The organism is Pantoea sp. sgz302252 (assembly GCF_042610525.1).
In the GTDB taxonomy this organism is placed as follows: Bacteria; Pseudomonadota; Gammaproteobacteria; order Enterobacterales; family Enterobacteriaceae; genus Erwinia.
In genome coordinates this window covers 73,913-98,673 of record NZ_JBHDVM010000004.1, presented here as the reverse complement: position 1 = coordinate 98,673, position 24,761 = coordinate 73,913, and the positions used below count along the sequence as shown (strand labels likewise).

The following is a 24,761-nucleotide window of genomic DNA, read 5'->3' as shown; positions in this document are numbered from 1 at the left end:
GCAACGGGTGCTCTGAAAAATCTCCTGAGCGTGGGTCAACCTGCGTTTCCCCCCTGTGTAAAGATCCAGCAAAAAGCTAAAGCCCCTTTGCCGCGCGCCGATAATCCTCTCACCTTAATAATTGTGCAGAGTAACGATGATAACGATTAATAATAATGAGACTGCCCTCGCTACCGGCAACGCCCGAGCGTCGAATAGTTCGCAGCTCGCGCAATCTATTGAGCGGCTTTCTTCCGGTTTACGTATCAACGGCGCTAAAGACGACGCGGCGGGTCAGGCTATTGCTAACCGTATGCAGGCTAACGTCAACGCCGACAGTGTTGTAACACGCGGTCTGAACGACGCCATCAGCTATGCGCAGACGGCGGAAAGCGCGCTGGGCAATATCAGCGATATGCTAATCAAGGCCAAAACCCTGGCGGTGCGCGCCGCTAACGGCACTCTGTCAGAAGCTGACCGCCAGAGCTCCAATAAGGAATATCAGCAGCTGCTGGCAGGCATCAACGGCATCGCCAGCGGCACCGAGATATTCGGCCAGTTCCCGCTGGCGACCTCCACGCCGGAACTGCCGCCGGTGCTGCTGGGCAATGTCGCACCTATCGGAACCAAATTCCCGGTGGCCGGGCAAAACTATTCGTTTACCTCAGGCGTGATCTCGCTGGCCTATATCCCGGCTGGTACCACTAATCTTTCTATTACCATCGACTCGTTCAGTATGGACGATGACGTGCAGCTTTTTACGCGCGATGGTAAGCATCTGGCGGGCACGCCAGTCGACGGCAGCGATCCCGACTACACCTGGGTCAGCAAAGGCATTACCGATGACGCCTCTGCGACCAGCAAGCTGATGACCGTCAGCAACGGGTTTAACAGTGGTGCCAGCTATGACGCTTCCGATCTGAACCAGGGCGGATCTTCCTGGGCGCTGAACGGCAGTGAAACCACCAGCTACAACGGTATGAACATCACTTATAGCGGTGATGGCGACCGTTACGAAGATGCTTCTACCGGCGCGGCAAACGACGGCACCATCACCAGCAACTCGCAGGAGCGGCTGAGTATTGATAACGTCAGCGAAGATTTGATCGTAGTCGTAGTAGGCAACGGCTCATTTAGCAGCAACCTGACCTGGGGCTCGCTGCCGCAGCCGACGACTACGCCAGCCGTGCCGCCGAAGCAGAGCCAGCCCTTAGAGGTGATTACCAGCGCTAACTATGGCCAGCCGATCCAGTCCGATACGCTGGGGCCGACGCCGTCCGATACCAAAACTTTGGGTCTGGACAACACCAGCCTTCTCTCCGATAGCGCAATACGTACTACGATGAGGGCGCTGGACGCGGCGCTGAACAAGGTCAATAGCTACCGTTCTGACTACGGTTCAAAAATCAACCGCTATGAATCGAATAAGTCGGTGCTGTCACAGCAAAGCATCGCTACCCAGGCGGCGCAGAGCCGCATTCAGGATGCGGACTATGCGCAGGAAGCCAGCGAGCTGGCGAAAGCGCAAATTAAAGATCAGGGACAGAACGCAGTCATGAAGATGGCTAACCAGTCGGCGCAGAACGTGCTGACGCTGCTGCGTGATTAAAGCCGGAAAGGGGCTGGCCCGGAAGCCCCTTTTATCGGGGAACCGCCGAAAACCGCAATTACCTACGAGCAAGGAACCCAGGTTTCAACCACCCTAAACTGCACTTGCATTATTTCCTGCTCTACCAATCATACCGATACAAATAAATTTTCATTAATTTCAACATTTTAAATCATTTTCATTTTCTCCCTGTTGTAAAAATTGCGTTTAAAAAAGCCATAGATGTTACCTCTTTGTTTATTATTGATTGAACGTTCAATATAAAAAGGCTACAATCCCCTTTATTCAATAGCTGAAACCGATTAAGCCGATGCCAAAAGTTGGAATGAAAGCGATTCGTCAGGCGCAGCTGATCCACGCGACGCTGACGGTGATTGACCGTGTAGGCCTGGCCGATGCCAGCCTGGCGCTGATTGCGAAAGAGGCGGGCGTATCGACCGGGATTGTCAGCCACTATTTCGGCGACAAAAACGGTCTGCTTGATGCCTGTATGCGCCAGATCCTGTTGGATCTTTATACGGCAGTAGAACATCACCGTGGCCGTGCTGCCGATGAGCCGGAAGCACAAATCCGCGCCATTATTGACGGCAACTTCGACGTGTCGCAGATCGCCGGGCCGGTGCTGAAAACCTGGCTGGCGTTCTGGAGCAGCAGCCTGCACCAGCCGGATCTACAGCGTTTGCAGCGTATTAACGATCGCCGCCTGCATTCCAACCTGACGGCGCAGTTTGTCAGAGCGTTGCCGATTGAGTCGGCCCGTGCGGCGGGCGCCAGCATCGCGGCGCTAATTGATGGCCTGTGGCTGCGCATGACGCTGGCACCGCAGCCGATGGCGCAGGGGCTTGAAGAAGCCCGTCAGCTTTGTTACCAGAATCTCGCGCTGTGGCTTACCCGCCCGGCGACCTAACCCCCAAAGGAGGAGACATGGCCGATATGCAACGCCGTGGACTTTACATCAATGGCCGCGAAGAAGCGGGTCATGGCGAAACATTTACCACCATCAATCCCGCCAATGGCGAGGTATTGGCTGAAATCACCTCGGCCAGCCAGGAAGATATTGACCGCGCGGTAGCAACAGCCGAAGCCGGTCAGCGTATCTGGCGCAGTTATACGCCAGTCGAACGTAGCCGCGTACTGCTTAAAGCCGTTGCTATTCTGCGTGATCGCAACGATGAGCTGGCGGCACTGGAAACCGCCGACACCGGCAAGCCGCTAAGCGAAACCGAAGCGGTGGATATCGTCACCGGCGCGGACGTGCTGGAATATTACGCTGGTCTGGCTGTAGCGGTAGAAGGCGAGTCCATTCCGCTGCGCGATAGCGCACTGGTCTATACCCGCCGCGAGCCGCTGGGCGTTTGCGCTGGTATTGGCGCCTGGAACTACCCAATTCAGATCGCTATGTGGAAAAGCGCGCCTGCGCTGGCGACCGGCAACGCGATGATCTTTAAGCCCAGCGAAGTCACGCCGCTTACTGCGCTGGAGCTGGCTAAAATATTTACCGAAGCAGGCCTGCCGGATGGCGTGTTTAACGTGGTGCAGGGCGCGGGCAGCGTTGGTCAGGGCCTGAGCCAGCATCCAAAAATCGCCAAGGTTTCCTTTACTGGCGAAGTCGGCACCGGCAAACGCGTGATGGCGGATGCGGCGCTGGCAAACCTCAAGTCGGTCACTATGGAACTGGGCGGCAAATCTCCGCTGATTGTTTTTGAAGATGCCGAGCTGGAACGTGCCGTAGATGGCGCGATGATGGCTAACTTCTACAGCACCGGCCAGGTCTGCACCAACGGCACTCGCGTTTTCATCCACCGCTCGATTAAAGCGGAGTTCGAAAAGCGCCTGCTGGAAAAAATGGCCGGCATCAAATGCGGCGATCCAACCAACCCGGAAACCAATTTTGGCCCGCTGGTGAGCGAAGAGCATTGCCAGAAAGTGGTCTCTTACCTGGAAATCGGCAAGCAGGAAGGCGCTCGCGTGCTGGCTGGCGGTTCACGTATTACCGAAGGCGAGATGGCTAAAGGCTGCTACGTTGAGCCAACCGTATTTACCGACTGCAACGACGATATGCGTATTGTGCAGGAGGAAATCTTCGGGCCGGTGATGAGCATACTGGTCTTCGACGACGAGCAGGAAGTGATTGAGCGCGCCAACGATACCGAATATGGCCTGGCGGCTGGCGTTTTCACTACTTCGCTGAACCGCGCGCACCGCGTTATCCATCAGCTGGAAGCGGGTATCTGCTGGGTTAACAGCTGGGGTGAATCGCCTGCACCAATGCCGGTTGGCGGCTACAAGCAGTCCGGCGTAGGGCGCGAAAATGGCCTGGAAACGCTGCATCACTATACGCGCACCAAATCCGTACTGATTGAAATGGGCGACTATCCGTCGGCGTTCTGATCGTCGTTTCGTTACAACATACTTTTGCTGCGGCGCAGGCCGCAGCCTTTTGGAGGTTTAATGCAGAAATTTGACTATATCATCATTGGTGCCGGTTCCGCCGGTAACGTTCTGGCGACGCGACTGACTGAGGATGCTGACGTATCGGTACTTTTACTGGAAGCAGGCGGCAAGGATCACCGCTGGGATTTCCGTACCCAAATGCCAGCCGCTTTAGCCTATCCCTTACAGGGCAAACGCTATAACTGGGCTTACGAGACCGATCCTGAGCCATATATGAACAATCGCCGCATGGAGTGCGGACGCGGCAAAGGGCTGGGCGGTTCCTCGCTGATTAACGGCATGTGCTACGTGCGCGGCAATGCAATGGATTACGACAACTGGGCCAGCAAAAAAGGCCTGGAAAACTGGTCCTATCTCAACTGCCTGCCTTACTTCCGCAAAGCGGAAAAGCGCGATATTGGTGAAAATGACTATCACGGCGGCGAAGGCTACCTGAGCGTGACCACGCCGAAAAAAGGCAACAACCCGCTGTTCCGTGCCTTTATCGATGCGGCAGTGCAGGCCGGCCACCATGAAACCGACGATATGAACGGCTACCGTCAGGACGGCTTTGGCCCGATGGACCGCACCGTCACGGCGCAGGGCCGTCGCTCCAGTACCGCTCGCGGCTATCTGGACGTAGCTAAGCAGCGTTCAAATCTCACCATTATTACCCATGCGCAGACCGACCGTATTCTGTTCGAAGGCAAAACCGCTACCGGAGTTTGCTGGCTGCGCAACGGCAAGATGGAACAGGCTTCAGCCACCCGCGAAGTGCTGCTATGCGCGGGCGCAATCGCTTCTCCGCTGGTACTGCAACGTTCGGGCGTTGGCCCGGAAGAGTGGCTGCGCGAATTCGATATTCCAGTGGTACACGCGCTGCCGGGCGTTGGTCGTAACCTGCAGGATCACCTGGAAGTTTATATGCAGTTCCGCTGCAAAAAGCCGGTCAGCCTCTATCCCTCGTTACAGTGGTGGAACCAGCCAGCAATTGGCGCGGAGTGGCTGTTCAGCGGTACCGGCATCGGTGCCAGCAACCAGTTTGAAGCGGGCGGTTTTATCCGCAGCGATGATAAACCAGACTGGCCGGACCTGCAGTATCACTTCCTGCCGGTTGCCATCAACTACAACGGCAGCAGCCCGGTGAAAGAGCACGGTTTCCAGGCGCACGTAGGCCCGATGCGTTCTATGAGCCGGGGCCGCGTGAAGCTGACCTCGAAGCATCCAGCGGCCGCGCCGTCGATCTTCTTTAACTACATGTCGGAAGAGCGCGACTGGGAAGAGTTCCGTAGCGCGGTACGCCATACGCGTGAAATTATGCGTCAGCCTGCGCTGGCAGAATATTGCGGCGAAGAGATCCAGCCGGGCGCAGCGGTACAGAGCGACGAGCAGATCGACGCCTTTATCCGCGATCATGCCGAAACGGCCTACCACCCATGCGGTAGCTGCGCAATGGGCAATGACGAGATGGCAGTAGTAGATGCGGAAGGGCGCGTACATGGTATGCAACGTCTGCGCGTAGTGGATGCTTCTATCATGCCGCAGATTACCACCGGTAACCTGAACGCGCCGACGGTAATGATCGCCGAGAAAATGGCCGATGTCATCCGTGGACGTACGCCGCTGGCCGCTTCAAAAGCGGACTACTACAAGCTGCAGCGTGAAAAAGCGGAAGCGGAGCTGGTGCAGGAAGAAGGTCTGGCCTGATAGCCGATCCGGTTTGCTGAAAGCAGCCGGATATTAAAAAGGTCGCCCGCGGCATGCGGGCGACTCATGTTTTATTTCTGCTCCTGCTGCTTAGCGTTAGCTTCTTTCTCTTTTTTATTCGCCTTATGATGACCTATAGCACATCCCGCAGCGGCACCCGCTACGCCGTGATGAGCAACATGGCCCGCCACGCCGCCTACAGCTGCGCCTTTAAGGCAGCCTTTTGCTTCTGCCTGAGAACTCATTGCCAGCAGCATTCCGGCAGCAACAGCGATAATTGACAGTTTTTTCATAGTCTTGCTTCCTTGAATTTAAATAGACAACCGGTAGTGACTATAGTCTGGCTACGCCATTTAACTTTATGTTCGTCATAAATTTAAAACTTGTTTACCTGCCGTTACGTTTCAGATTGCAAAGTGTCTCTGTTAGCTGCATCCGTTGGTTGAAATCCGACCAGCTCAGGCGAATTGGTCTGGCTATGCCTGGCACGTAAGCATTTGCTTAACCTTGACAGTAAAATTCACTCAGGGCATATTGTTATGTTATAACATAACCCTAAAGCGAAACCATGAAACGATTTTTTCCTTCAGTACTGGCGGCGGTATTGGCGCTGCCTTTAGCTCAGGCCAATGCCGCCAGCTACCCATTGACCCTTGAAAATTGCGGTATGCAGGAGACTTTCCCCCACGCGCCTTCACGAGTGGTAACCATTGGCCAGCATGAAACGGAGCTGATGCTGGCGCTGGGGCTGGAAAAGAACATCGCAGGTACCTCCGTCTGGTTTGGCGCTTTACCTGCCGGGCTGGCGGCCCAGGGCAAAAACGTGCCGCGGCTGGCTGAAAACGCGCCAGGATTCGAAGCCGTAGCTGCCCGCCATCCTGAGCTGGTGCTGGCGCAATATAGCTGGCATGTCGGCCCGCAAGGCGAAGTAGCGACCCGTCAGCAATTCGAACAGTTAGGCATCAGAACCTGGATTTCTCCGGCTGACTGCATGGGAAAAGCAGTTACGGCAACCTCAAACGGCGATGGCGCGCGCTCAGTGCCTTACTCAATTAATATTATCCTTGATGAGATTTCGGCGCTGGCTCGCATTTTTGATGTACCTGCGCGCGGCGAGGAACTCAGGCAGGAACTGTTGAACCGTATTACAGCCGCGCAGCGGCACCGGGCATCTGCTCCGCTTAAAGTGGTTTATTGGTTTTCCAGCACGCGCCTGAAAGGCGATCCCTGGGTGGCGGGTAGTAAAGGCGCGCCGGGCTGGATTGATAAAACGCTTGGGCTGACTAACATTATCGATTCTGACGAAGAGTGGCCGGCGGTCACCTGGGAACATATCGTCAAAGCTCAGCCGGATATTATCGTTATCGCCAGTATGGAGAGGCGTCTGTACCCGGCTGATGACGTAGCGACTAAAAAACAGTTTCTGGAAACCGATCCCGTGACGCGCGAAATGCCAGCGGTCAAACAAGGCCATATCGTGGTTGTACCGGCTATGTCGCTAAACCCGTCAATGCGTAACGTCGAAGCGGTTGAACTGATCGGCCAGCAGATTAACGCTTTCCAACAAGCCAGATGAGCAGTCGATCTTTTCTCTACTGGCGAACCGGCGCGCTCGTTTTTGTCGGCTTTCTGAGCCTGCCATTGATGATGACAGTAGCTGCGACGACCGGCGATATTCCGGTTAGCTTCGCTACTGCTGTACGGGCGATAACTAATGGCCTTGGTATAACGCATTATGACCTGCCTGCGGTGGAAGCTGGCATTGTCTGGCAGTATCGACTGAGCCGGGCATTGATGGCGGTAAGTAGCGGTGGCGGTCTTGCATTATGCGGGCTGGTATTACAATCGCTGCTGCGCAACCCGCTAGCCGATCCTTATCTGCTGGGTATTTCTGCTGGTGCCTCAACCGGTGCCGTCAGCGTCATGCTGCTTGGCATTGGCGGCGGCGCAATCACAACCGGCGTAGGGGCGTTTAGCGGAGCCTGTCTCGCATTTATGCTGATTGTGCTGCTATCTGGCGGCATGCGTGACAACGCGGCCCGGATCATCCTTGCCGGTATCGCCGGTACTCAGCTATTTAATGCGCTGACCTCGTATATTGTCAGCACGGCGGCCAACGCCGAACAGTCGCGCGGCGTTATGTTCTGGCTATTAGGGAGCCTGAGCGGGGTACGCTGGGCAGATGCGCTGCTCTGTTTTGCCGTAGCGGCAATGGGTCTACTGACAGTAATTTGCTATGCCCGCTCACTGGATACCTTCGCTTTTGGCACCGAAGTTTCTGCAACGCTTGGCACAAGAGTATTGCGGGTACGGGTGATTTTACTGCTGACCACTGCTTTGATTACCGCCGTGATTGTCAGCGCTATCGGAGCGGTAGGGTTCGTTGGGTTGGTTATTCCGCATATCACACGCATGATTGTCGGACACAGACATCTGGTCACGATTCCTCTCGCTTTCCTGGCGGGCGCCCATTTTATGCTGCTTGCTGACCTGGTATCGCGCACACCGATTAATCATCAGGTTCTGCCGATTGGCGTGGTAACGGCCCTGGTCGGCGCGCCTGTTTTCGCCCTGATTTTGTACCGTAGCCGGGAGAAATAACTATGCACATTATGATTGATAAGCTGAACGTAACGCTTCAGGCACGCAAGGTTTTATCAGACATTAGCTTTGTCGTAAAACGGTCGCAAACGGTAGGATTGCTTGGCCCTAATGGTTCCGGGAAATCTACGCTAATTCGCGCTATGGCTGGCGTGCAGCCCTGCGCTTACGCCGGGATGAAAATTGGCGGGACGGCGATCGGTAATTTGAACCGACGCGAGCTGTCGCGTACGCTTGCTTTTGTGCCGCAGCATGCAGAATCCGCTGCGGAAATGAGCGTGATCGACATTGTCCGTCTTGGCCGCACGCCTTACCGCAATGCTTTTTCTCCATGGCGTGAGGAAGACCAGGCGGCTGTCCAACAAGCGCTGGCGATGATGAAACTGGAAGCGCTGGCGCAAAGGCCCTGGCAGCGTCTTTCCGGCGGTGAACGCCAGCGCTGCCAGATAGCCCGTGCGCTGACGCAGCAGCCCGATATTCTGCTGCTGGATGAGCCAGTCAATCATCTGGATATCCAGTTTCAACTGGAGCTGATGCGGCTTATTACGGCCTTGCCGATTACCGTTATTGTAGCGCTACACGATCTGAACCTGGCCGCTAAATATTGCCAGCATCTGGTAGTGCTACAGCAGGGTGAGGTAGTGGCAGCCGGTGAGCCTGCGGCGGTGCTAACGCCGGAGTTAATCCAGTCTACCTGGCAGGTCGATGCCACCATCCACCGCACCGAGCGGGGCATGATGAACATTCAGTATGCCTGAGTTGCAGCTTTTAACAGGAAGGTTATAACTATCGATCAGTGTCCATTCGATATTGGTGCGGTTGCGCGCCAACTACCCTTATATAAGCAAACCGGAGGAACCGTGCCAGAAGCCCTTAACGAAAATGAACTTATCCTTATCGCCCAGCGGTTACAGGCTATTGCCCAAACGGGGCTGACCTACACTAAAGACATTTACGACAGTGAAAGATATGAAAGCCTGATGCTTATCGCTGAACGGCTTCTCTCTGCCCGTTTCGATCTGCCAGAGGAGGCGCTTAAGGCCTTACACAAAGCCGAAAATGGCTACGCAACGCCCAAAACGGACGTCCGCGCAATTATTCTTAATAAGGGAAAGCTCCTGCTGGTGCGCGAATCTGACGACGGCGGCTGGAGTCTGCCCGGCGGCTGGGCGGATGTCGGAGACAGCCCCGCAACGGCAATTATCAGGGAAGTGCGGGAAGAAACAGGTTTAACAGCCAGAGTAAGCCGCTTGCTGGGCGTTTGGGATCGCAATCAGCATGGTCATCCTCCTTATCCCTGGCATGTCTATAAGATGATATTCCTGTGTGAGGTGGTCGGTGGCGAACTGGCTATCAGTCACGAATCCCTGGATATTCGTTATTTCGATCCTGAAAATCTGCCGGAGCTTTCCCTGACGCGAATAGTACCGGAAGAGATTGAAGTCAGCATTCGTACTGCGCGCGAAGACAGCCCGACATGGTATGACTAAGCAAGCGCTATGGCATAAAAGTGAGGGCAGGTCATAACGGCGATCCTGCACCGCCATCATGAAATTCCTTCATGTTCGTTGAAAACATATCACTTTTCTTCAACCAGCGACTGAGGCATAAAGTACACATTGCTTATAACCATCGCTGATATGAGGGCCTTAAATGAAACAGCAAAATTACAAAACCCTCATAGGTCGGAAATAAAATCGGGACAGAGAAAACGATGAACAACGAATTTGCCTTTACCGTAAAAAGCCTGCGCTTTGACGAAAATTATAATCCTTCAGAGAACACGCGGATCACCACTAACTTCGCTAACCTGGCCAGAGGCAGCAAACGCCAGGAGAACCTGCATAACGCGCTGGTGATGATCGACAACCGCTTTAACTCTCTGGCGCACTGGGACAACCCAAAAAGCGATCGCTACGCCGTAGAGCTGGATATTATTTCCGTTGGCATGAATATCAACGCGGCTGGCGAAGGCAAAACCTTTCCGGTGATCGAAATATTAAAAACCAATATCCTTGATAAAAAAACCAATCAGCGCATTGAAGGCATTGTTGGCAATAACTTCTCTTCCTATGTGCGGGATTACGATTTCAGCGTATTGCTGTTGGATCATAACAAAGATAAAAACGGCTTCAGCACGCCGGCTAACTTTGGCGATCTGCACGGCAATATCTTCAAGGCTTTCATCAACTCAGAAAGCTACAAAGAGAACTTTAGCAAGCCGCCGGTTATCTGCTTAAGCGTTTCCAGCAAAAATACTTACAATCGTACCGGTAATCAGCATCCCGTACTGGGCATTGAGTATGAACAGCATGAGTCTTCGTTGACCGACCATTATTTCGCGAAGATGGGGCTGAAGGCTCGCTACTTTATGCCGCCGAACAGCGTTGCGCCTTTAGCGTTTTATTTTGTCGGCGATTTGGTTAGCGATTACAGCAACCTGGAGCTGATCGCCACCATCAGTACCATGGAAACTTTCCAAAAGATTTATCGCCCGGAGATCTATAACGCCAACTCTCCGGCAGGAAGCTGCTATCAGCCCAGCCTGAACTATCAGGACTATTCCTTAACGCAAATTGTTTACGATCGAGAAGAGCGCAGCCGACTTGCTATTGAGCAGGGTAAGTTTACGGAAGAGCAGTTCATCAAACCTTACCAAACTGTGCTTGAGCAATGGTCTGCTAATTTCGCGCTTTGATTCATTAAAATTATAAGGTCACCTGTGATGAAAAAATTATTACCTACATCTACCGCCGGCAGTCTTCCTAAGCCTTCGTGGCTGGCGCAGCCTGAACAGCTTTGGTCGCCCTGGAAACCAGAAGGTCAGGATCTCGTTGACGGTAAACTGGACGCGCTGCGTCTGTGCCTGGACGATCAGCTAAAAGCGGGCATTGATATCGTCAGCGACGGCGAACAAACGCGCCAGCATTTTGTTACCACCTTTATCGAGCATCTGGAAGGTGTTGATTTCGAGAAGCGCGAAATCATGAAAATTCGTAACCGCTATGAGGCGAGCGTGCCGTCGGTGGTGGGCGAGGTTGCCCGCCGCAAGCCTGTATTTGTTGAAGATGCTAAATTCCTGCGCCAGCAAACCAGCCAGCCGATCAAATGGGCGCTGCCTGGCCCGATGACCATGATCGATACGCTGTATGACGGCCATTACAAAAGCCGTGAAAAACTGGCCTGGGAATTCGCCAAAATCCTGAATCAGGAAGCCAAAGAGCTTGAGGCGGCGGGCGTGGATATTATTCAGTTCGACGAGCCTGCTTTTAATGTCTTTTTCGACGAGGTTAATGACTGGGGCATCGCCGCGTTAGAAAAAGCAGCGGAAGGGCTGAAATGCGAAACCGCCGTGCATATCTGCTACGGCTATGGCATCAAAGCCAATACGGACTGGAAAAAAACGCTGGGCACCGAATGGCGCCAGTATGAACAAGTGTTCCCTAAGCTGCAAAAATCGAGCATTGATATCATCTCGCTGGAGTGTCAGAACTCTCATGTTCCGGTAGAGCTGATTGAACTGCTTCGCGGTAAGAAAGTGATGGTTGGGGCTATCGATGTGGCGACCAATACTATCGAAACGCCGGAAGAGGTGGCCGCAACGCTGCGCAAAGCGCTGCAGTACGTCGATGCCGATAAGCTTTACCCGTGCACCAACTGCGGCATGATCCCTTTGCCCCGCCACGTGGCTAACGGCAAGCTGGCCGCGTTAAGCGCAGGCGCAGAGATCGTACGCAGAGAACTGCTGGCTAAATAACGCCGTTAAAACGTAGAAAACTCAGTCCGGGTTAAGCGATTCGCTAAAAGCTAACCGGACTGAGCGCTGGTTTTACTGGTAATAATCACCGATTGAATACTTTTCCTGAAATTCAGGCATCTCTCAAGGCCCATAATATTCTTGAAATCGGTATTTTTTTACCTGTTGCCTCTGAAGCTGGCATAGCAGATTTAAATCCCTGCTGTTGACCTTTCATTCCAGCTATCGGTAAATTGGATATTGCCATCAATGAGTTGCCACATATAAGGGGGGGTGGCATTTTAGTTTCTCCTTACTTTATTAAAAAACCGCATTGACAAAATATAAATCAGGACTGTAACTGATAAGACTACAATAAAACCTGTATAAAAATAAACCTCATACACTATTTCGGGATTTATATCATTACTGATTAACTCCGAAATTTTTTTTACGAAGTCGTAGCTAATATAATTTTCTGGCTTTCCGATTATCCGGCCGACGGTAATCATAAGTGCCAAAAAAGTAATGACTTTTATTATTTTATTTACAAGTATTCCAGCCAGGATCTCTTACCTCAATACAACCTCGGGCCATAAGATTGCGCATGCAAGGAATAAGTACAGGATCGGTATTCAAAAGAGCATCGCGAATTCTTTTGTAGTCAGTGTCGTAAGGAATGGTGATACAACCTTCCGAGCGTGTGCCGGGGTGAAGCCTGAATAAACCGCGTTGTACACTCTTTACCCAGGTGCTGTCATCAATGCCAATCTCGTCACGATACAGCGCAAACCATTCGTCTCGTCCAAAGGTTGTGCCGTAAACGACATGGTTAAAAGTATCCTGAATTTGTGTTTTTGCTTTTGAGAAAAAACCACCGCCTCCACGTTCAACAACCCAATATTTGCCCGGTGGCAAAGGGCCGTCGCCCTTTACAGCCGCGCAGGAAGCGTTATTACGATAAACGCCGTTTCAAGAAAAGGCCACGAAAACACCAACGCCATATAAATTTAATGGCGCGTAGTCTGCACCGCCCAGCAGCATCTTTCCCTGAATCACCATAAATCCTCTTAACCCATGAGTGTTATGTGGATTATAAGGCTGCTTTATTTTTAATCAATCTAAAAGTAAAATATTTTCTAATTACTGTTAGCAGAATCAATTACTTAAATACGTATACCAGTCTCTGGAGCGGGTTTATCCTTTTATATCCTGTGTACCAGGAGAACAAGGCAGCACATTTTATGTATGCTGTGGCATTACATCATTTTGACTAATTCACCTTAAAGGCCGTTCCCGGCCTTCAGACTGCTGACAAAGCTAAAAAGCTTGAGTGAACATCTGTTTTTTTAAAGTAACTCCGCAGCTTGATAGCCGCAGAGGCTGAGTGGATAAGCGGACCGTTTGGCGCATGGATGCGCCAACCGAGCCTACATGGAAGTATTTACGGCGTGTCCGTGTTCCGGTCTGCCTCTGCTGCTCTGCCACTGATTTAAACGCGACCTGGGGTTTGTCATCAACCTCTCGTCCATCTGATTTATAGTCACCAGATTGGCAAAACCGGCACCTCATTTCTGTAGGGTTGCCGCATTTTTCACACCCCATAAATTATCTGATGCGAATAAGCCGACGCCTGGCGTCAGCCCACTATTATGCAGGATAAACAGGCTATTTTTCCCCGCCCTCCGTATCCGAACTGGACGGCTGTCAGCGTTACCTGGCTGGCAGGTTTGATTCCAAGATTAAGGTCATTGCCCGGATCCCGGCACATCAAAAAATAAAAATCCGCTTGCTGCCCGCCGCTGACGTTCGGGGCATCAGTCAGAGCGGGCAGCGCACAAATCGTCCGCCGCTCTCTACGGTTTAGTAAAGAGCCAAACTGAGAAACCGATTGATGGTCATCGGCGCTTCGCCTCTATCAGCAGGCAAAGGCATTTTCTTTTATGACGTTGTCCGAATAAGCCCGAAATCAGCGCATGATTTTTTTTGCCAGGCTTCCTTGCATTCTGGCGATATTGAACTACATTCAATCGGCGCCAGTGTTATTCAGGCGTTGGTTGGCCGATAAAATAATCAAAAATTCTACAGTTTATTGATTTGACCGGCGTTAATAACGGGCTGCGCTGAGCCGCTCGTATTATGCTGTAGCGTCGCTGAACGGGGACGTTTCCGCACGGCGCAGCATCGGCCAACTCAAAATAAAAAACTTTATTTTATCCCTGCTACAGGGGTTACTTAATTTAGCCTTTGAGAATTAAGGCTATACACAGCATTTCAAGGAAGTCACAGTGTTAAATTCCTCTTATTACTATGTTTGTGCTCATGCTGACTCAGAGCTTACCTTGCATGGCAAAAATTGCCGCAGGCTGCAGCAGGAAGGACAGACCTTTTTGGGTTCGTTTTATTATTATCATCAGGCGATGACCGTGGCTAAAGGCCGTTACGCCGCCATTAAACCTTGCCAGCTCTGCTCTGGCGAGCAGCAAAGCTGCTTCCGGCAGGAGGCCAGCGCTAAAGCTGTTAAGCCAAAAGCCGCCAGCGCCAGGCCGCGAACCTGTGCGGCGCTGCCCGCTAAGGCCGCAAAAAAGCGTCAGAAAAGCGGCGAGTGCCTTACGCCAGCGCCGGTGCCAAAAGCAAAAGGCTATGTTAACCGCGTGCCCAGAAAGCATCTACCCGAGAACCTCTGATCCGTTCCGAATCGTTCTCTTTGTTTCTATAACAGCGGTCTCACGTATTTTATAGAGTTTATTTACTGTAAAAGCTAAGACTGATGGGCGATTAAACTAACGCTGGGTAAAAATAACGACAGGGCATTATCCAATTAATCCGATATTTGCTTTCCTTTATTGCTGTAATACGCCTTTAAAGGAATGATGGAATGCTGCTTATAGGGGCTGGCAGGGATTGTCTCTGCCTGTCAGGCATTTTATCGGAGCGAGTATGGAATTACGTGTTGAGGTAAAAAGCAGCAGGCCGCACGTGGCGATTTTTAATTGCGCCGAGCAGGGTCATGTCAATCCCACACTGGGCCTGGTCAAAGCGCTGGTGGCGCGGGGATACCGGGTCAGCTATACAACGTCGGCTGAATTTGCGCCTTTACTTACTGCCTGCGGCGCAACGCCAATAATCTATCAGCCCACGTTTAGCAAAGAGAAACCTCGCCCGGAAGATATGGGCCACGTAGTGGTCGAGCTGGCGAAAGAGGCGACGCTGACCTATGACACGCTGTTTAACACCTTCGTTAACGATCGCCCGGATATTATCGCTTACGGTCCGTTAAGCTGGCTGGGGAAAATATTCGCCGCCCTGTGGGAAATCCCTTCCATCGCGCTTAATCCTACTCATGTAAGCTATCAGGGGCAGTCTGAAGAGTGGCTGGGAATAACGGGAAACGCGTGGCCCTGTTTGCCGATCCTCGATTCCCTGCTGCATAAAAAAGGGGTAATGCTTGATCTTCCCGCTTTGTTGTCCCGCCATGACAACGTTATTGCCTTTATTCCACGCGGCTTTCAGGAGAAGGCGGAGACGGTCGATCCCAGAGTAATCTTCGTCGGGCCTGAAATTGTCGAGCGGCCCACAGAGAACAAATGGGTGCCGGTACTACAGCCGCGTCCTGTGGTAGTGGCCTCATTAGGCTCTGTTTATACTAACCAGCGCGATTTTTTCAACGCCTGTATCACAGCGTTCGCCAACACTGAATTCTATCTGATTTTGTCCATTGGCCGCTACGTAACGCCTGAGGAACTGGCGCCGATAACGGCCAATATCGAAGTCCACGCGCAGATCCCTCAGCTTGAAGTGCTGCAAACGGCCAGCCTGTTTATCACGCACGCCGGCATGAACAGCCTGATGGAGGCGGCGCATTTTGGCGTGCCGGTTATCGCCGTTCCTCAGCAGGCGGAACAGCGGCTCAATGCCAGACGCCTTCAACAGCTGGGGCTGGGCCTCTATTTACCTCGAGAAACGGTCGATGCGGAAGGGTTGCTTGCCGCCGCGCGCGCGCTTCACAGTAGCGAAATTTGCCGGGCGCAGATTGCAAAATTTCAGCAGCAGCTGAAAGCGGCTGGCGGTGCCGACGCGGCAGCCGATCTGTTCGATCGCGTTTTGGCCGGCACCCAGCTTCGTAACCAGGCGGTATAACAGAGTCGCATAAAAAGCGCGCGGCAGACTAACCGTGCTGCGCGCTATAAAATGGCTCCCACTAGCTGGCCAGCAACAGGATTTAAAACAGCTTGCTGAACAGCTGCGGCTGATTGCCAGCCAGCTTGAGTAGGCTGCGCCGCCGGGCGTTCTGTAAGGCAGAGATAAACGAACGGGAAAGCACTAATGATTTCAAAAGAGAATGCGGAACATTACCTGTGGGGCGATAAGTGTGACGGCTGGTACCTGGTAAATCGCAAAGATATGCTGGTTATACACGAGAAAATGCCGCCCGGCACCGCTGAAACCCGCCACTTTCACTCCGTTGCCAGGCAGTTTTTCTTTGTGCTGGAGGGCACGCTTACTATGGAGCTTGAAGGTAAAGTCCATACCCTCAGCCGCCAGCAGGGGCTGGAAATTCCTCCCGGAGCAAAACATCAGGCCAGAAACGACACTGCGTCACCCGTAGAGTTTATGGTCATTTCTCATCCAACCACTCGCGGAGATCGTACTGACCTTTAAGGCTACTGTCAGCGCTGGCTATAGAGTAAAGGTTGAAGGAGGCGATGAGGAAAAGCTGACGCAGCAGGCAACTTCCTTTATCTTATGGGCAAACTGGCCTGCGCCAGTAAGGCTAAACTTTTTAAGGTAACAGCAACAATGGCTTTGATTCCAAAAAACTACGCGCGGCTGGAAAGCGGCTACCGCGAGAAAGCACTGAAAATTTATCCCTGGGTATGCGGACGTTGCGCGCGCGAGTTTGTTTACTCAAACCTGCGTGAATTAACCGTCCACCATATCGATCACGACCACACCAATAACCCGGAAGACGGCAGTAACTGGGAGCTGTTGTGCCTCTACTGTCACGACCACGAACATTCCAAATACACGGAAGCCGATCAGTACGGCACCAGCGTGGTGGCAGGCGAGGACGCGCAGAAAGATGTCGCTGCGGCTACCTACAATCCTTTTGCCGATTTGCAGGCGATGCTGAATAAGAAAAAGTAGTTATCAGGCTATTTTCAGAGCAGGGCGGGCCGATGGGTGGAAGGGAAGGTCCGCTTTGAGCGGCAGCGGACTTTGCTTTTATCTGGATATAATCACGCCTGCACAGTGAAATTACAAAAGCTTCTGGCTTTCAAGCGCAGCAAGAATTGTGGCTTCCATTTTCTCTGGGGGAGTGATTGGTGCAAAACGTTTAAGGGGTTTACCATCGCGTCCGATCAGGAACTTGGTAAAGTTCCATTTGATCCGTCCGCCGAATACGCCGGGCAATTCATCTTTAAGATACCGAAACACCGGGTGGGTTGACGCGCCGTTGACCTCCACTTTTTCGAACATTGGGAAGCTTACCCCATAGTTGATGTGGCAGGTTTGCGCGATTTCCTCAGCTCCGCCAGGTTCCTGTTTACCGAACTGATTGCAGGGAAAACCAAGTACTACCAGCCCCTGATCGGCGTACTTTTTGTAGAGGGATTCAAGGCCTGCATACTGTGGCGTAAATCCACAATGGCTGGCGGTATTAACCACGAGAACCAGCTTGCCAGCGTAGTCGGACATAGGGATGGGTTGTCCCTTCAGGCTGGTGGCATTAAGTTGATGAAAAGTGGTCATATCGACATCCTCAGTATTACCCACATCGTGTAAGACAGGATAAAGACTTATCGAACGGAATTACACATTCTCTACGTTGCTGCCGAAACAAAGTGGGCTACGCTTTGGGCGAGAAGCGGATGTTGGCAAGATCTTACTTACAAAGTGGTGGCTTGCTCAGCAATTGTGTGCCGGAGAGGCAGTGACAGTTCCCTTCAGCAAACCCAAGCTTATATTGGGGCAAAATTTTATGTGGTCATAGAGAACGACTTATGTCACCAAAGATATATTGCTCAACGCCTGCTGCATAAAATCGATGAGCGCTCTTGTTTTAGCAGGCAGGTAAACGTCAAAGTTCTTATTGACATGGAGAAGCACAGAATGAAGATGCAGGCATTTGCTTTTGGTACAACGAACTGGGATGAAGTCGAAAGAACAGAGCATCCAGGGGAAACCGGCACCGCCTACTGGCGTACACAGTTCTTTGGTAACGAGCCCAATCAAATCCGCGTACGTATGGTTGAGTATACGCCAGGTTACCTCGCGGATCATTGGTGTCGAAAAGGACATATTCTTTTCTGCATAGAAGGTGAGTTAGAAACAATGCTCGAAGATGGACGAGAATTCGTCCTGAAAGCAGGAATGAGTTATCAGGTTGGGGATAACGCTGAACAACACCAGTCAAAAACCACTACAGGTGCAAAACTTTTTATTGTTGACTAACTTTTTTGCAAACCGATCGCAGTATCTTCCTCTGTTATTACAAAACGCATATATGCGCTGTATGGTCCGCTTTATGCTAAAGCGGACTTACGCGTCCAGTTCACTTCATCTTTTATATGCCTGCTATTCCGCTGGAAGGGGTGGCAGATTCTTTGTTGTCGACTCCTGAGTTAAAGCATCGTTGTCTACCGCACCCAGCAGGGCATCGAGAAGGCCGGGAAAGCGGGCATTCAGGTCTTCCCGACGCAGCGACAATAAATTTTCGCGCCCGAAGGGACGCTGGCGGATGACACCGCTGTCCCGCAATACACGCCAGTGATGGGTCAGCGTTGATTTGGGGATACCGCTCAGCACGGCGCTACAGGCGTACTCACCTCCACCAGCCAGCACTCGTACTACAGTCAGACGTAGCGGATTTCCCAACGCGGTCAGCACGTTTTCAAGACGTATTTCTTCAGTATCAGGATGGTTAGCAATCATCTGGTTTCTCGTCAGGTCAGCCATGAAATGTCATTTTACCTGAACTTATATCAGTTGACTAATGTACGAGTATATACATACATTAATTGTACGTATGTACTCGTACTTTAGTTTAATCTGCATGGAGATTGCTTAATGACTATTGCCTCACCGGTTTCAGACGGCCCTCGTTTACAGCACTGGAGCCTTGCGCTGCTTGCGTTCGCCCAGCTTATCTACTCTTTGGATATCAATATTGTGTTTGTGGCTTTGCCAGAGATTGGTACGGGGCTGGGATTTTCAGAGCACACGCTTCAGTGGGTAGTCAGTGCTTATACGGTCTGCTGCGGAGGATTTTTACTGCTCGGTGGACGGGCTGCGTATCTTCTGGGACAGCGCCGCGTATTTATTGGTGCTTTGTGGTTGTATGCGCTCTCTTCGCTTGCCGGTGGGTTAGCGTGGAGCCCTGCTGTCATTGTAATTGCGCGAGCCGTACAGGGCATAGGCGCTGCCATGCTGTTTCCATCTACGCTTTCGCTTATAAACAGAATTTTTCAGGAAGGCCCTTCACGCAACAGAGCGCTGGCTGTCTGGGGCGGTGCGGGAGCAAGCGGCCTGACGCTGGGATCGCTGGCCGGAGGTCTGCTCACCAGTTTTTATGGCTGGCCAGCAGTATTTTTCGTTAACGTGGTACTGGCAGCGGTCGCGATCGCTGCTGCTTATTACATCTTACCGAAAGACAGTTTCCGGAACGAAAGCCGTAGCTTCGATTTTCCGGGTGCTTTGACAGTAACCGTGGGAGCAACTCTGCTGGTTTATGCTCTGGTTCAGGGACCGGAAGACGGCTGGTTTTCAGCACATATTCTTTTATCACTGATTCTGGCAGCTATAGTGCTGTTGCTGTTTGCTGCCATTGAGTCGCGCAGCCCCGATCCACTGATGCCGGTTCGTTTATTCAGAAACCGCAGTCTGGTCACAGGCATGGTGATTACGTTTATTTATATGGGAACCTTTGGTGCGCTACCTTACTTTCTGACGGTTTTGTTTCAGAGCGTTATGGGGTACAGCGCTCTACAAACCGGACTGGCATTTATTATTCCTTCGCTAGCCATTTTTGCCGGAACGCAGCTTGGAGCCCGACTGGCAAATTGGCTGCCGGTGCGCATGACATTACTGGCCGGTTTTTTAACCGGGATTGCGGGAACGCTGGCGCTGGTACCGGCAGCCTTTTCAGGCGCGTCTTATGCCGAAATATTGCCTGGCCTGATTATTTCAGGCGCAGGGCAGGGAATTGTGTGGACGGCAATGTGGATAGCAGCCGGCTCTGGCGTCAGGCATAACGAACAGGGGATCGCTTCAGGCATGGCTTCTACAACGCTGAACGTGGGTAACGCTATCGGTATCGCTTTGCTGATAGCTTTCTCCGGAAGCGGGGTTGAAAATCTGCAGCGGGAAGCGTCCGTAAGTAGTCATGAAAATGCCTTACAACTTGCTTTTTATCTTGCTGCGGCCGGACAGATGGTGGGACTTATTGTTTCCCGTCTGGTGCCTTTTAAAGCTGCGACTGTGGTATCGGCAGAAACAACGTAACCGGGGCTTGTTCTGTAACAGGCGTATTAAAGACCTGCTCACAGGCAGGTCTCCCTGACGGTAATTGCAAGCTTGCGTTAACTCAGAATGACAAACTTTACGTGCCAGTGTGCCAGCCTGTATTTGGATATCAACTTCTGACACTACCCAGCGCCTGATAATAACCCAGGCAGGGTTAAAAGCAATTGTGAGGCTACTTCTTATTTTAAAAAAGGAAAAATATCTGATAGTCTGTAAGGCCAACGAGTATCTGATACTTTAGATGCGCCGTCGCAAAACCTGGGCAAAAAGTGTTTTTAATGTTTATCGCAGGATATTAATCGGCATAAGGCTATGCATATGAGAATCTACTGGACTTTGAAGAGTATCCCTGAACTTTCGCATTTATCCTCCCGGGAACGTAGAAAACGATGGCGCAGTGTTTACAGGTCAGCTTTCAGACACCTGGAAACATGGTCCGGGCTGGCGCTGGTAGGTATTTTAGGGGGTGTTGGGTCTCATTTTTTTGGTCCTGTTGGCGCGGCTGCACTGGCCGGAGCAGGCGGTTTATTTTACAGTCAAATAGTGATTTATGTTGCCCGAAAATATTACCGACAACGGCTGCTGGGTAAAATAAGCTGACGCCCCAATATTTTGCAATTGGCAATCTCTTTTGGCAACGGGCTTTAGTATATCTCCCTTGATAAATACTATCCAAAACCAGAATTAACACTGTCAGAGTAAATACGAAATGCAGGTCGCCACTCCCGCTGTGAATCCGGCAGACGTCTTTCGATTTGTCGGGCCGAAAGATAACCACGCTCTGATGCAAAAAAGCTTAAGATAAGCAAGAGGCATGAAGCTAAAGGACAGACATGACAGCATATTCAGTCTCTGATGCGGCCAGAGATTTACGTCCGGTCTTAGATAAGGCGCCAGCTGGCGCTGTAAACGGGGAGTGGTTCTTTGTTATAAAACAGGCTGGCGTCTCTTCGCAATCCGGAGGCTATATGCATGCAGACGGGAGTCACATTGCAGCAGGCGAGCTCGCCTTTCAGAAAATCCAGAAGGTCGTCGAGAAACTCGAAGCATCACGGATACAGCCTTTTAATAAAGTTATTATTCGCTGGAGAAGGCCTAAAATACCGTTAATGCGAGGTCGCGTTACGGTTGACACAATATTCGATGAGGCAATCGTGCCGCGCGGCCCTCACGACCCCGTTTATGAGGCTGCCGCCGTCACAAGGCGAGCATTCTGGAAAATGTATGGCGACGTGTCAGGTGACTTTGCTGCTGAACAGCGGGATGCAAACATACACAATCAGACGAAATGGTTCGGGCCTCATCGTCGGGTGCTTAGCATTCAGGGCAGCACCAAATTAACGCTGGCCACCGATGGCCTCTCAACGCCCTGGGCTGGCATTGCAGAGCCGGAAAACGGCGTAGGATGCGAACTTTTCATGGAATCGGATGTTGCGGATATTACCCGTCATCCGATTGATAATTGGGCTCCTCTATTAATTGGCGTAGGAGATCTTGTTGCTGATGGCTTTCAAATCGCTGCCGATGTTGAAAAATATGGCGCAATTCTGTTTTGTACTCTTACAAACGATTATAAGCCAATGACCCGCATCATTCTAAGCCGTGATAGCCGTCGAATTGAGGGTTTGCCATTCGGTTCAGTTCCGCTGATCCGTGTAACGCCGATTGCAGAGGCAGAGATTGAACATCAGGATCAATCCGATGAATGGGCCTCAAACGCAGCAAGACATGCACTAGCGGAACGGCAAATAAAAACGTAGACGATTATCACGTTGGCAAAGGGACCAATCATCTTTTTGCAGAAAGCTCAACACCGAATGCTCGAACTTTGTTCAGCTTTAAGCGAGGAGCGGAGGTTCGCAGTTGTTCTTATAACTGAGAAAGACATTACTTGCATTTCTGTATCTTAATAAATGCGGAACATGCCAAAGGTTCCTCACTTTATTTGGCCATTTTGATTGTTTGAGAGTGGTTCCCGTTGCCTCCTCAGCAAAGTTCTGGAGCGAGATGCTGATGTCCAGACTAGTTAGTGAAATTCGCCAGGCTTTCGGCCACTACTGATAGCTTTCAGGCTACCGTCGTCGTTAAGAAGGTCCAAAACGTCGATCTGCTCGATCCCAACCAAGCACCGGAGCACATAATTAGCAACGATACCCACATCTTCATTGCGCTTAGTTTTGAGTCCGATGATTCTTTTTGGGATGACAGGTTTACGGATATGGTACAGCTAGCAGTCTTGTCATTGTATCCCGTTTGAATAGTCAGTCACGCTTGTAGGGTTTAAATCGACGAGGTATTCGCGACAGGAGATTTCTTTTTTGTCAGTGATGCCATTGTTCTTTATCAGGAAGGTGATGAGTGAAAGATATACTTTTTGTGATGAGCTTGATTGAAGATCATCATATGGTGTCATTAACTTTTGGCGTCTTATCTGCAATTTTATGGATTAAATCTGCCACAGCAAAAGTTGAGACAGGCAAAAAAATTGTCATGGTCATATATGAAGATCCCGAACTTAATGTAAATCTCCATGATTTTTTCGCCACTGCGCGGCTTCAATCTAAGTACAATTCATTTGCGGCATTGTCTGCGGCTGCAACAGCGCTATTCCAGATTCTTGGTTTGTAATGCTGACCTGACCCTAATCTTAGATACAACGATCAGTTAAGAATGTCGGTTTGATTTATGTTGCCTGCAAATATTACCGGCAATGGCTGCTGAGTAAAACAAGCCGACATCCCGTACTTCATAATTTTGCGGGTAGCAATCGCTTCCGGAGACGGGCTTTAATGTACCTCTGCCGGTGAATATTATTCAAACCCAGAATAAACCCGGTCAGAGTAAATACGAAATGCAATCCGCTTTGAGCGAGAAGCAAACCGCAAATAAAATCCCTTCAACTAAAGATGAATTTGTTGAAGGGGCAAGAGAGACTCAACCGTTACAAGTCTGAGCATGACCGTCAGGCACAGGTTTACACAGGCTTTTCTGGTACAAAACGAGTCACCACGAGCGTTAACACGCAAATCACCGCACCGGCATAAAATGTTGAAGCGGAACCCCAGATGTCCCATAGCAGCCCTGCACCCAGGCTGGCAAGCAGTAACGCCAGTCCGCTCAGCAAATTGAAAAATCCAAACGCCGTACCGCGAAGGTCTGAAGGTGCTGTCTGCGCAATCATAGTGTTCAGCAGGCCCTGAGTCATGCCCATATGCACACCCCACAATGCCACGCCGATGATAATCCCTACCCAGGAGTGACTCAGAGCCAGCACTATATCGGCCACGATAAGCACAACGAGACCCATTTGCAGTAATCGCCTGTGGCTGATGCTGTCTGATAAACGCCCGAACGGATAGGCTGTTAATGAAAAGACAATGTTCATGGCGACCATAACAAGGGGAATGAAAGCCAGTAGGATATCGACTTGCTGGGCCCGAAGAACCAGGAAAGCTTCACTAAACCTGGCGAGCGTAAATATTGCGCCAAGTCCTGTTACCCACCAATAGTCTCTGCCCAGCCTCTTCAGGTTTTCCTTTTTTATCGGGTTAGTTCTGACTGTAGCAACCGGCGTGCGTGGTTCATGCAATCCGAAGAATAACAGGGCAACGGCCAGAAATGCCGGCACGACGGCAACCCAGTAAACGGCGCGGAAATTATCACTCCATAAAAGCATCAGCCCCACGGCCAGCAGAGGGCCAAGGAACGCACCCACAGTATCCAGGGACTGGCGCAGGCCATAAGCCGCTCCTCTGATCTCGGGCGGCGTCACATCTGCAACAAGAGCGTCTCGCGGGGCGCCCCGGATTCCTTTCCCGACGCGGTCTATCATGCGCGCGCTAAATATCATCCCGGAAGTTGAGGCCAGCGCAAACAGCGGCTTGCTAACTGCACCAAGGCCATAGCCAGGTACGGCAAGCCCTTTACGTTTGCCGATATAATCGCTGATAACGCCAGAAAAAACTTTGACGCACAGGGCCGTTGCTTCAGCCAGTCCCTCGATTAGTCCAATGACCACAACCGGCGTTCCCAATGCTGTTGCCATGAAAAGCGGTAGAAGGCTGTGGATCATTTCAGAAGAAACATCCATCAAAAGGCTGACAAAACCAACAATCCAGACGCCACCGGGAATGCGCCGCAATGTTGAAAATCGGGTACCCATTTCATCTC

22 protein-coding genes and 3 pseudogenes are annotated in these 24,761 nt (G+C 51.5%); 19 read left to right on the top strand and 6 right to left on the bottom strand.

Annotated elements, in window-relative coordinates:
- Nucleotides 1–136 precede the first annotated feature (136 nt).
- The 4 genes from ACETPC_RS08835 (at nucleotide 137) to betA (ending at nucleotide 5,728) form a co-directional block, all read left to right on the top strand.
- On the top strand, nucleotides 137–1,588 hold the full coding sequence (locus ACETPC_RS08835) for a flagellin (RefSeq protein WP_380180519.1): 1,452 nt from the start codon (nucleotides 137–139) through the stop codon (nucleotides 1,586–1,588).
- Nucleotides 1,589–1,898: 310 nt separating this feature from the next.
- Nucleotides 1,899–2,495 carry a transcriptional regulator BetI gene (gene betI / locus ACETPC_RS08830; RefSeq protein WP_380180518.1) on the top strand — a complete coding sequence of 199 codons (597 nt, stop codon included), beginning with the start codon at nucleotides 1,899–1,901 and terminating at the stop codon, nucleotides 2,493–2,495.
- A 26-nt stretch (nucleotides 2,496–2,521) separates the two neighbouring features.
- Nucleotides 2,522–3,979 (top strand): betaine-aldehyde dehydrogenase, encoded by a 1,458-nt coding sequence (gene betB / locus ACETPC_RS08825; RefSeq protein ID WP_380181051.1) that lies wholly within the window; start codon nucleotides 2,522–2,524, stop codon nucleotides 3,977–3,979.
- Nucleotides 3,980–4,039: 60 nt separating this feature from the next.
- Nucleotides 4,040–5,728, top strand: a complete 1,689-nt coding sequence (gene betA, locus ACETPC_RS08820) for a choline dehydrogenase (RefSeq protein ID WP_380180517.1) — start codon at nucleotides 4,040–4,042, stop codon at nucleotides 5,726–5,728.
- A 71-nt stretch (nucleotides 5,729–5,799) separates the two neighbouring features.
- On the opposite strand, the gene ACETPC_RS08815 is transcribed toward betA, so the two are convergent.
- Nucleotides 5,800–6,021 (bottom strand): hypothetical protein, encoded by a 222-nt coding sequence (locus ACETPC_RS08815; protein ID WP_380180516.1) that lies wholly within the window; start codon nucleotides 6,019–6,021, stop codon nucleotides 5,800–5,802.
- A gap of 275 nt (nucleotides 6,022–6,296) precedes the next feature.
- Here ACETPC_RS08815 and ACETPC_RS08810 point away from each other — a divergent pair, with 275 nt between their 5' ends.
- From ACETPC_RS08810 to ACETPC_RS08785, 6 genes are all read left to right on the top strand, one after another.
- Nucleotides 6,297–7,304 (top strand): ABC transporter substrate-binding protein, encoded by a 1,008-nt coding sequence (locus tag ACETPC_RS08810; protein WP_380180515.1) that lies wholly within the window; start codon nucleotides 6,297–6,299, stop codon nucleotides 7,302–7,304.
- Complete coding sequence (locus ACETPC_RS08805) at nucleotides 7,301–8,329, top strand: FecCD family ABC transporter permease (RefSeq protein WP_380180514.1); 1,029 nt, start codon at nucleotides 7,301–7,303, stop codon at nucleotides 8,327–8,329. The genes ACETPC_RS08810 and ACETPC_RS08805 overlap by 4 nt, the downstream gene beginning before the upstream one ends.
- 2 nt (nucleotides 8,330–8,331) lie before the next feature.
- The gene (locus ACETPC_RS08800; RefSeq protein WP_380180513.1) at nucleotides 8,332–9,087 is read left to right on the top strand and encodes an ABC transporter ATP-binding protein; all 756 of its coding nucleotides are present in this window, start codon (nucleotides 8,332–8,334) and stop codon (nucleotides 9,085–9,087) included.
- A 102-nt stretch (nucleotides 9,088–9,189) separates the two neighbouring features.
- On the top strand, nucleotides 9,190–9,819 hold the full coding sequence (locus ACETPC_RS08795) for an NUDIX hydrolase (RefSeq protein WP_380180512.1): 630 nt from the start codon (nucleotides 9,190–9,192) through the stop codon (nucleotides 9,817–9,819).
- 224 nt (nucleotides 9,820–10,043) lie between these two features.
- Nucleotides 10,044–11,027 (top strand): DUF1852 domain-containing protein, encoded by a 984-nt coding sequence (locus tag ACETPC_RS08790; protein WP_380180511.1) that lies wholly within the window; start codon nucleotides 10,044–10,046, stop codon nucleotides 11,025–11,027.
- A 27-nt stretch (nucleotides 11,028–11,054) separates the two neighbouring features.
- The gene (locus ACETPC_RS08785; protein ID WP_380180510.1) at nucleotides 11,055–12,086 is read left to right on the top strand and encodes a methionine synthase; all 1,032 of its coding nucleotides are present in this window, start codon (nucleotides 11,055–11,057) and stop codon (nucleotides 12,084–12,086) included.
- Nucleotides 12,087–12,608: 522 nt separating this feature from the next.
- On the opposite strand, the pseudogene ACETPC_RS08780 reads toward ACETPC_RS08785, so the two are convergent.
- A pseudogene (locus ACETPC_RS08780) lies at nucleotides 12,609–13,127 on the bottom strand (DUF2778 domain-containing protein).
- 584 nt (nucleotides 13,128–13,711) lie between these two features.
- Between ACETPC_RS08780 and ACETPC_RS08775 the strand changes: the two are divergent.
- The 5 genes and pseudogenes from ACETPC_RS08775 to yajD form a co-directional block, all read left to right on the top strand.
- Nucleotides 13,712–13,932 (top strand): annotated as a pseudogene (locus ACETPC_RS08775) (hypothetical protein); the annotation flags it as partial.
- 523 nt (nucleotides 13,933–14,455) lie between these two features.
- Nucleotides 14,456–14,752 (top strand): hypothetical protein, encoded by a 297-nt coding sequence (locus tag ACETPC_RS08770; RefSeq protein WP_380180509.1) that lies wholly within the window; start codon nucleotides 14,456–14,458, stop codon nucleotides 14,750–14,752.
- 253 nt (nucleotides 14,753–15,005) lie between these two features.
- Nucleotides 15,006–16,205 (top strand): macrolide family glycosyltransferase, encoded by a 1,200-nt coding sequence (locus ACETPC_RS08765; protein WP_380180507.1) that lies wholly within the window; start codon nucleotides 15,006–15,008, stop codon nucleotides 16,203–16,205.
- Nucleotides 16,206–16,391: 186 nt separating this feature from the next.
- Nucleotides 16,392–16,727, top strand: coding sequence for a cupin domain-containing protein (locus ACETPC_RS08760; RefSeq protein ID WP_380180506.1), 336 nt, complete (start codon nucleotides 16,392–16,394; stop codon nucleotides 16,725–16,727).
- Nucleotides 16,728–16,865: 138 nt separating this feature from the next.
- Nucleotides 16,866–17,213: an HNH nuclease YajD gene (gene yajD / locus ACETPC_RS08755; RefSeq protein WP_336140667.1), complete on the top strand. Its 348-nt coding sequence runs from the start codon at nucleotides 16,866–16,868 to the stop codon at nucleotides 17,211–17,213.
- Between the two features lie 111 nt (nucleotides 17,214–17,324).
- On the opposite strand, the gene ACETPC_RS08750 is transcribed toward yajD, so the two are convergent.
- Complete coding sequence (locus ACETPC_RS08750) at nucleotides 17,325–17,819, bottom strand: glutathione peroxidase (RefSeq protein ID WP_380180505.1); 495 nt, start codon at nucleotides 17,817–17,819, stop codon at nucleotides 17,325–17,327.
- A gap of 249 nt (nucleotides 17,820–18,068) precedes the next feature.
- A pseudogene (locus ACETPC_RS08745) lies at nucleotides 18,069–18,143 on the bottom strand (LysR family transcriptional regulator); the annotation flags it as partial.
- Nucleotides 18,144–18,179: 36 nt separating this feature from the next.
- Between ACETPC_RS08745 and ACETPC_RS08740 the strand changes: the two are divergent.
- Nucleotides 18,180–18,521 (top strand): DHCW motif cupin fold protein, encoded by a 342-nt coding sequence (locus tag ACETPC_RS08740; protein WP_380180503.1) that lies wholly within the window; start codon nucleotides 18,180–18,182, stop codon nucleotides 18,519–18,521.
- A 123-nt stretch (nucleotides 18,522–18,644) separates the two neighbouring features.
- Here ACETPC_RS08740 and ACETPC_RS08735 read toward each other — a convergent pair whose 3' ends face one another.
- Nucleotides 18,645–19,001: an ArsR/SmtB family transcription factor gene (locus ACETPC_RS08735; RefSeq protein ID WP_380181049.1), complete on the bottom strand. Its 357-nt coding sequence runs from the start codon at nucleotides 18,999–19,001 to the stop codon at nucleotides 18,645–18,647.
- 135 nt (nucleotides 19,002–19,136) lie between these two features.
- On the opposite strand from ACETPC_RS08735, the gene ACETPC_RS08730 reads away from it, so the two are divergent.
- The 3 genes from ACETPC_RS08730 to ACETPC_RS08720 all read left to right on the top strand — a co-directional run bounded on the left by ACETPC_RS08730 (nucleotide 19,137) and on the right by ACETPC_RS08720 (nucleotide 23,219).
- Nucleotides 19,137–20,570, top strand: a complete 1,434-nt coding sequence (locus tag ACETPC_RS08730) for an MFS transporter (RefSeq protein ID WP_380180502.1) — start codon at nucleotides 19,137–19,139, stop codon at nucleotides 20,568–20,570.
- An 854-nt stretch (nucleotides 20,571–21,424) separates the two neighbouring features.
- On the top strand, nucleotides 21,425–22,351 hold the full coding sequence (locus ACETPC_RS08725) for a hypothetical protein (protein WP_380180501.1): 927 nt from the start codon (nucleotides 21,425–21,427) through the stop codon (nucleotides 22,349–22,351).
- 598 nt (nucleotides 22,352–22,949) lie between these two features.
- Nucleotides 22,950–23,219 carry a hypothetical protein gene (locus tag ACETPC_RS08720; RefSeq protein ID WP_380180499.1) on the top strand — a complete coding sequence of 90 codons (270 nt, stop codon included), beginning with the start codon at nucleotides 22,950–22,952 and terminating at the stop codon, nucleotides 23,217–23,219.
- Between the two features lie 346 nt (nucleotides 23,220–23,565).
- Here ACETPC_RS08720 and ACETPC_RS08715 read toward each other — a convergent pair whose 3' ends face one another.
- Nucleotides 23,566–24,753: an MFS transporter gene (locus ACETPC_RS08715; protein WP_380180498.1), complete on the bottom strand. Its 1,188-nt coding sequence runs from the start codon at nucleotides 24,751–24,753 to the stop codon at nucleotides 23,566–23,568.
- Nucleotides 24,754–24,761: the final 8 nt, after the last annotated feature.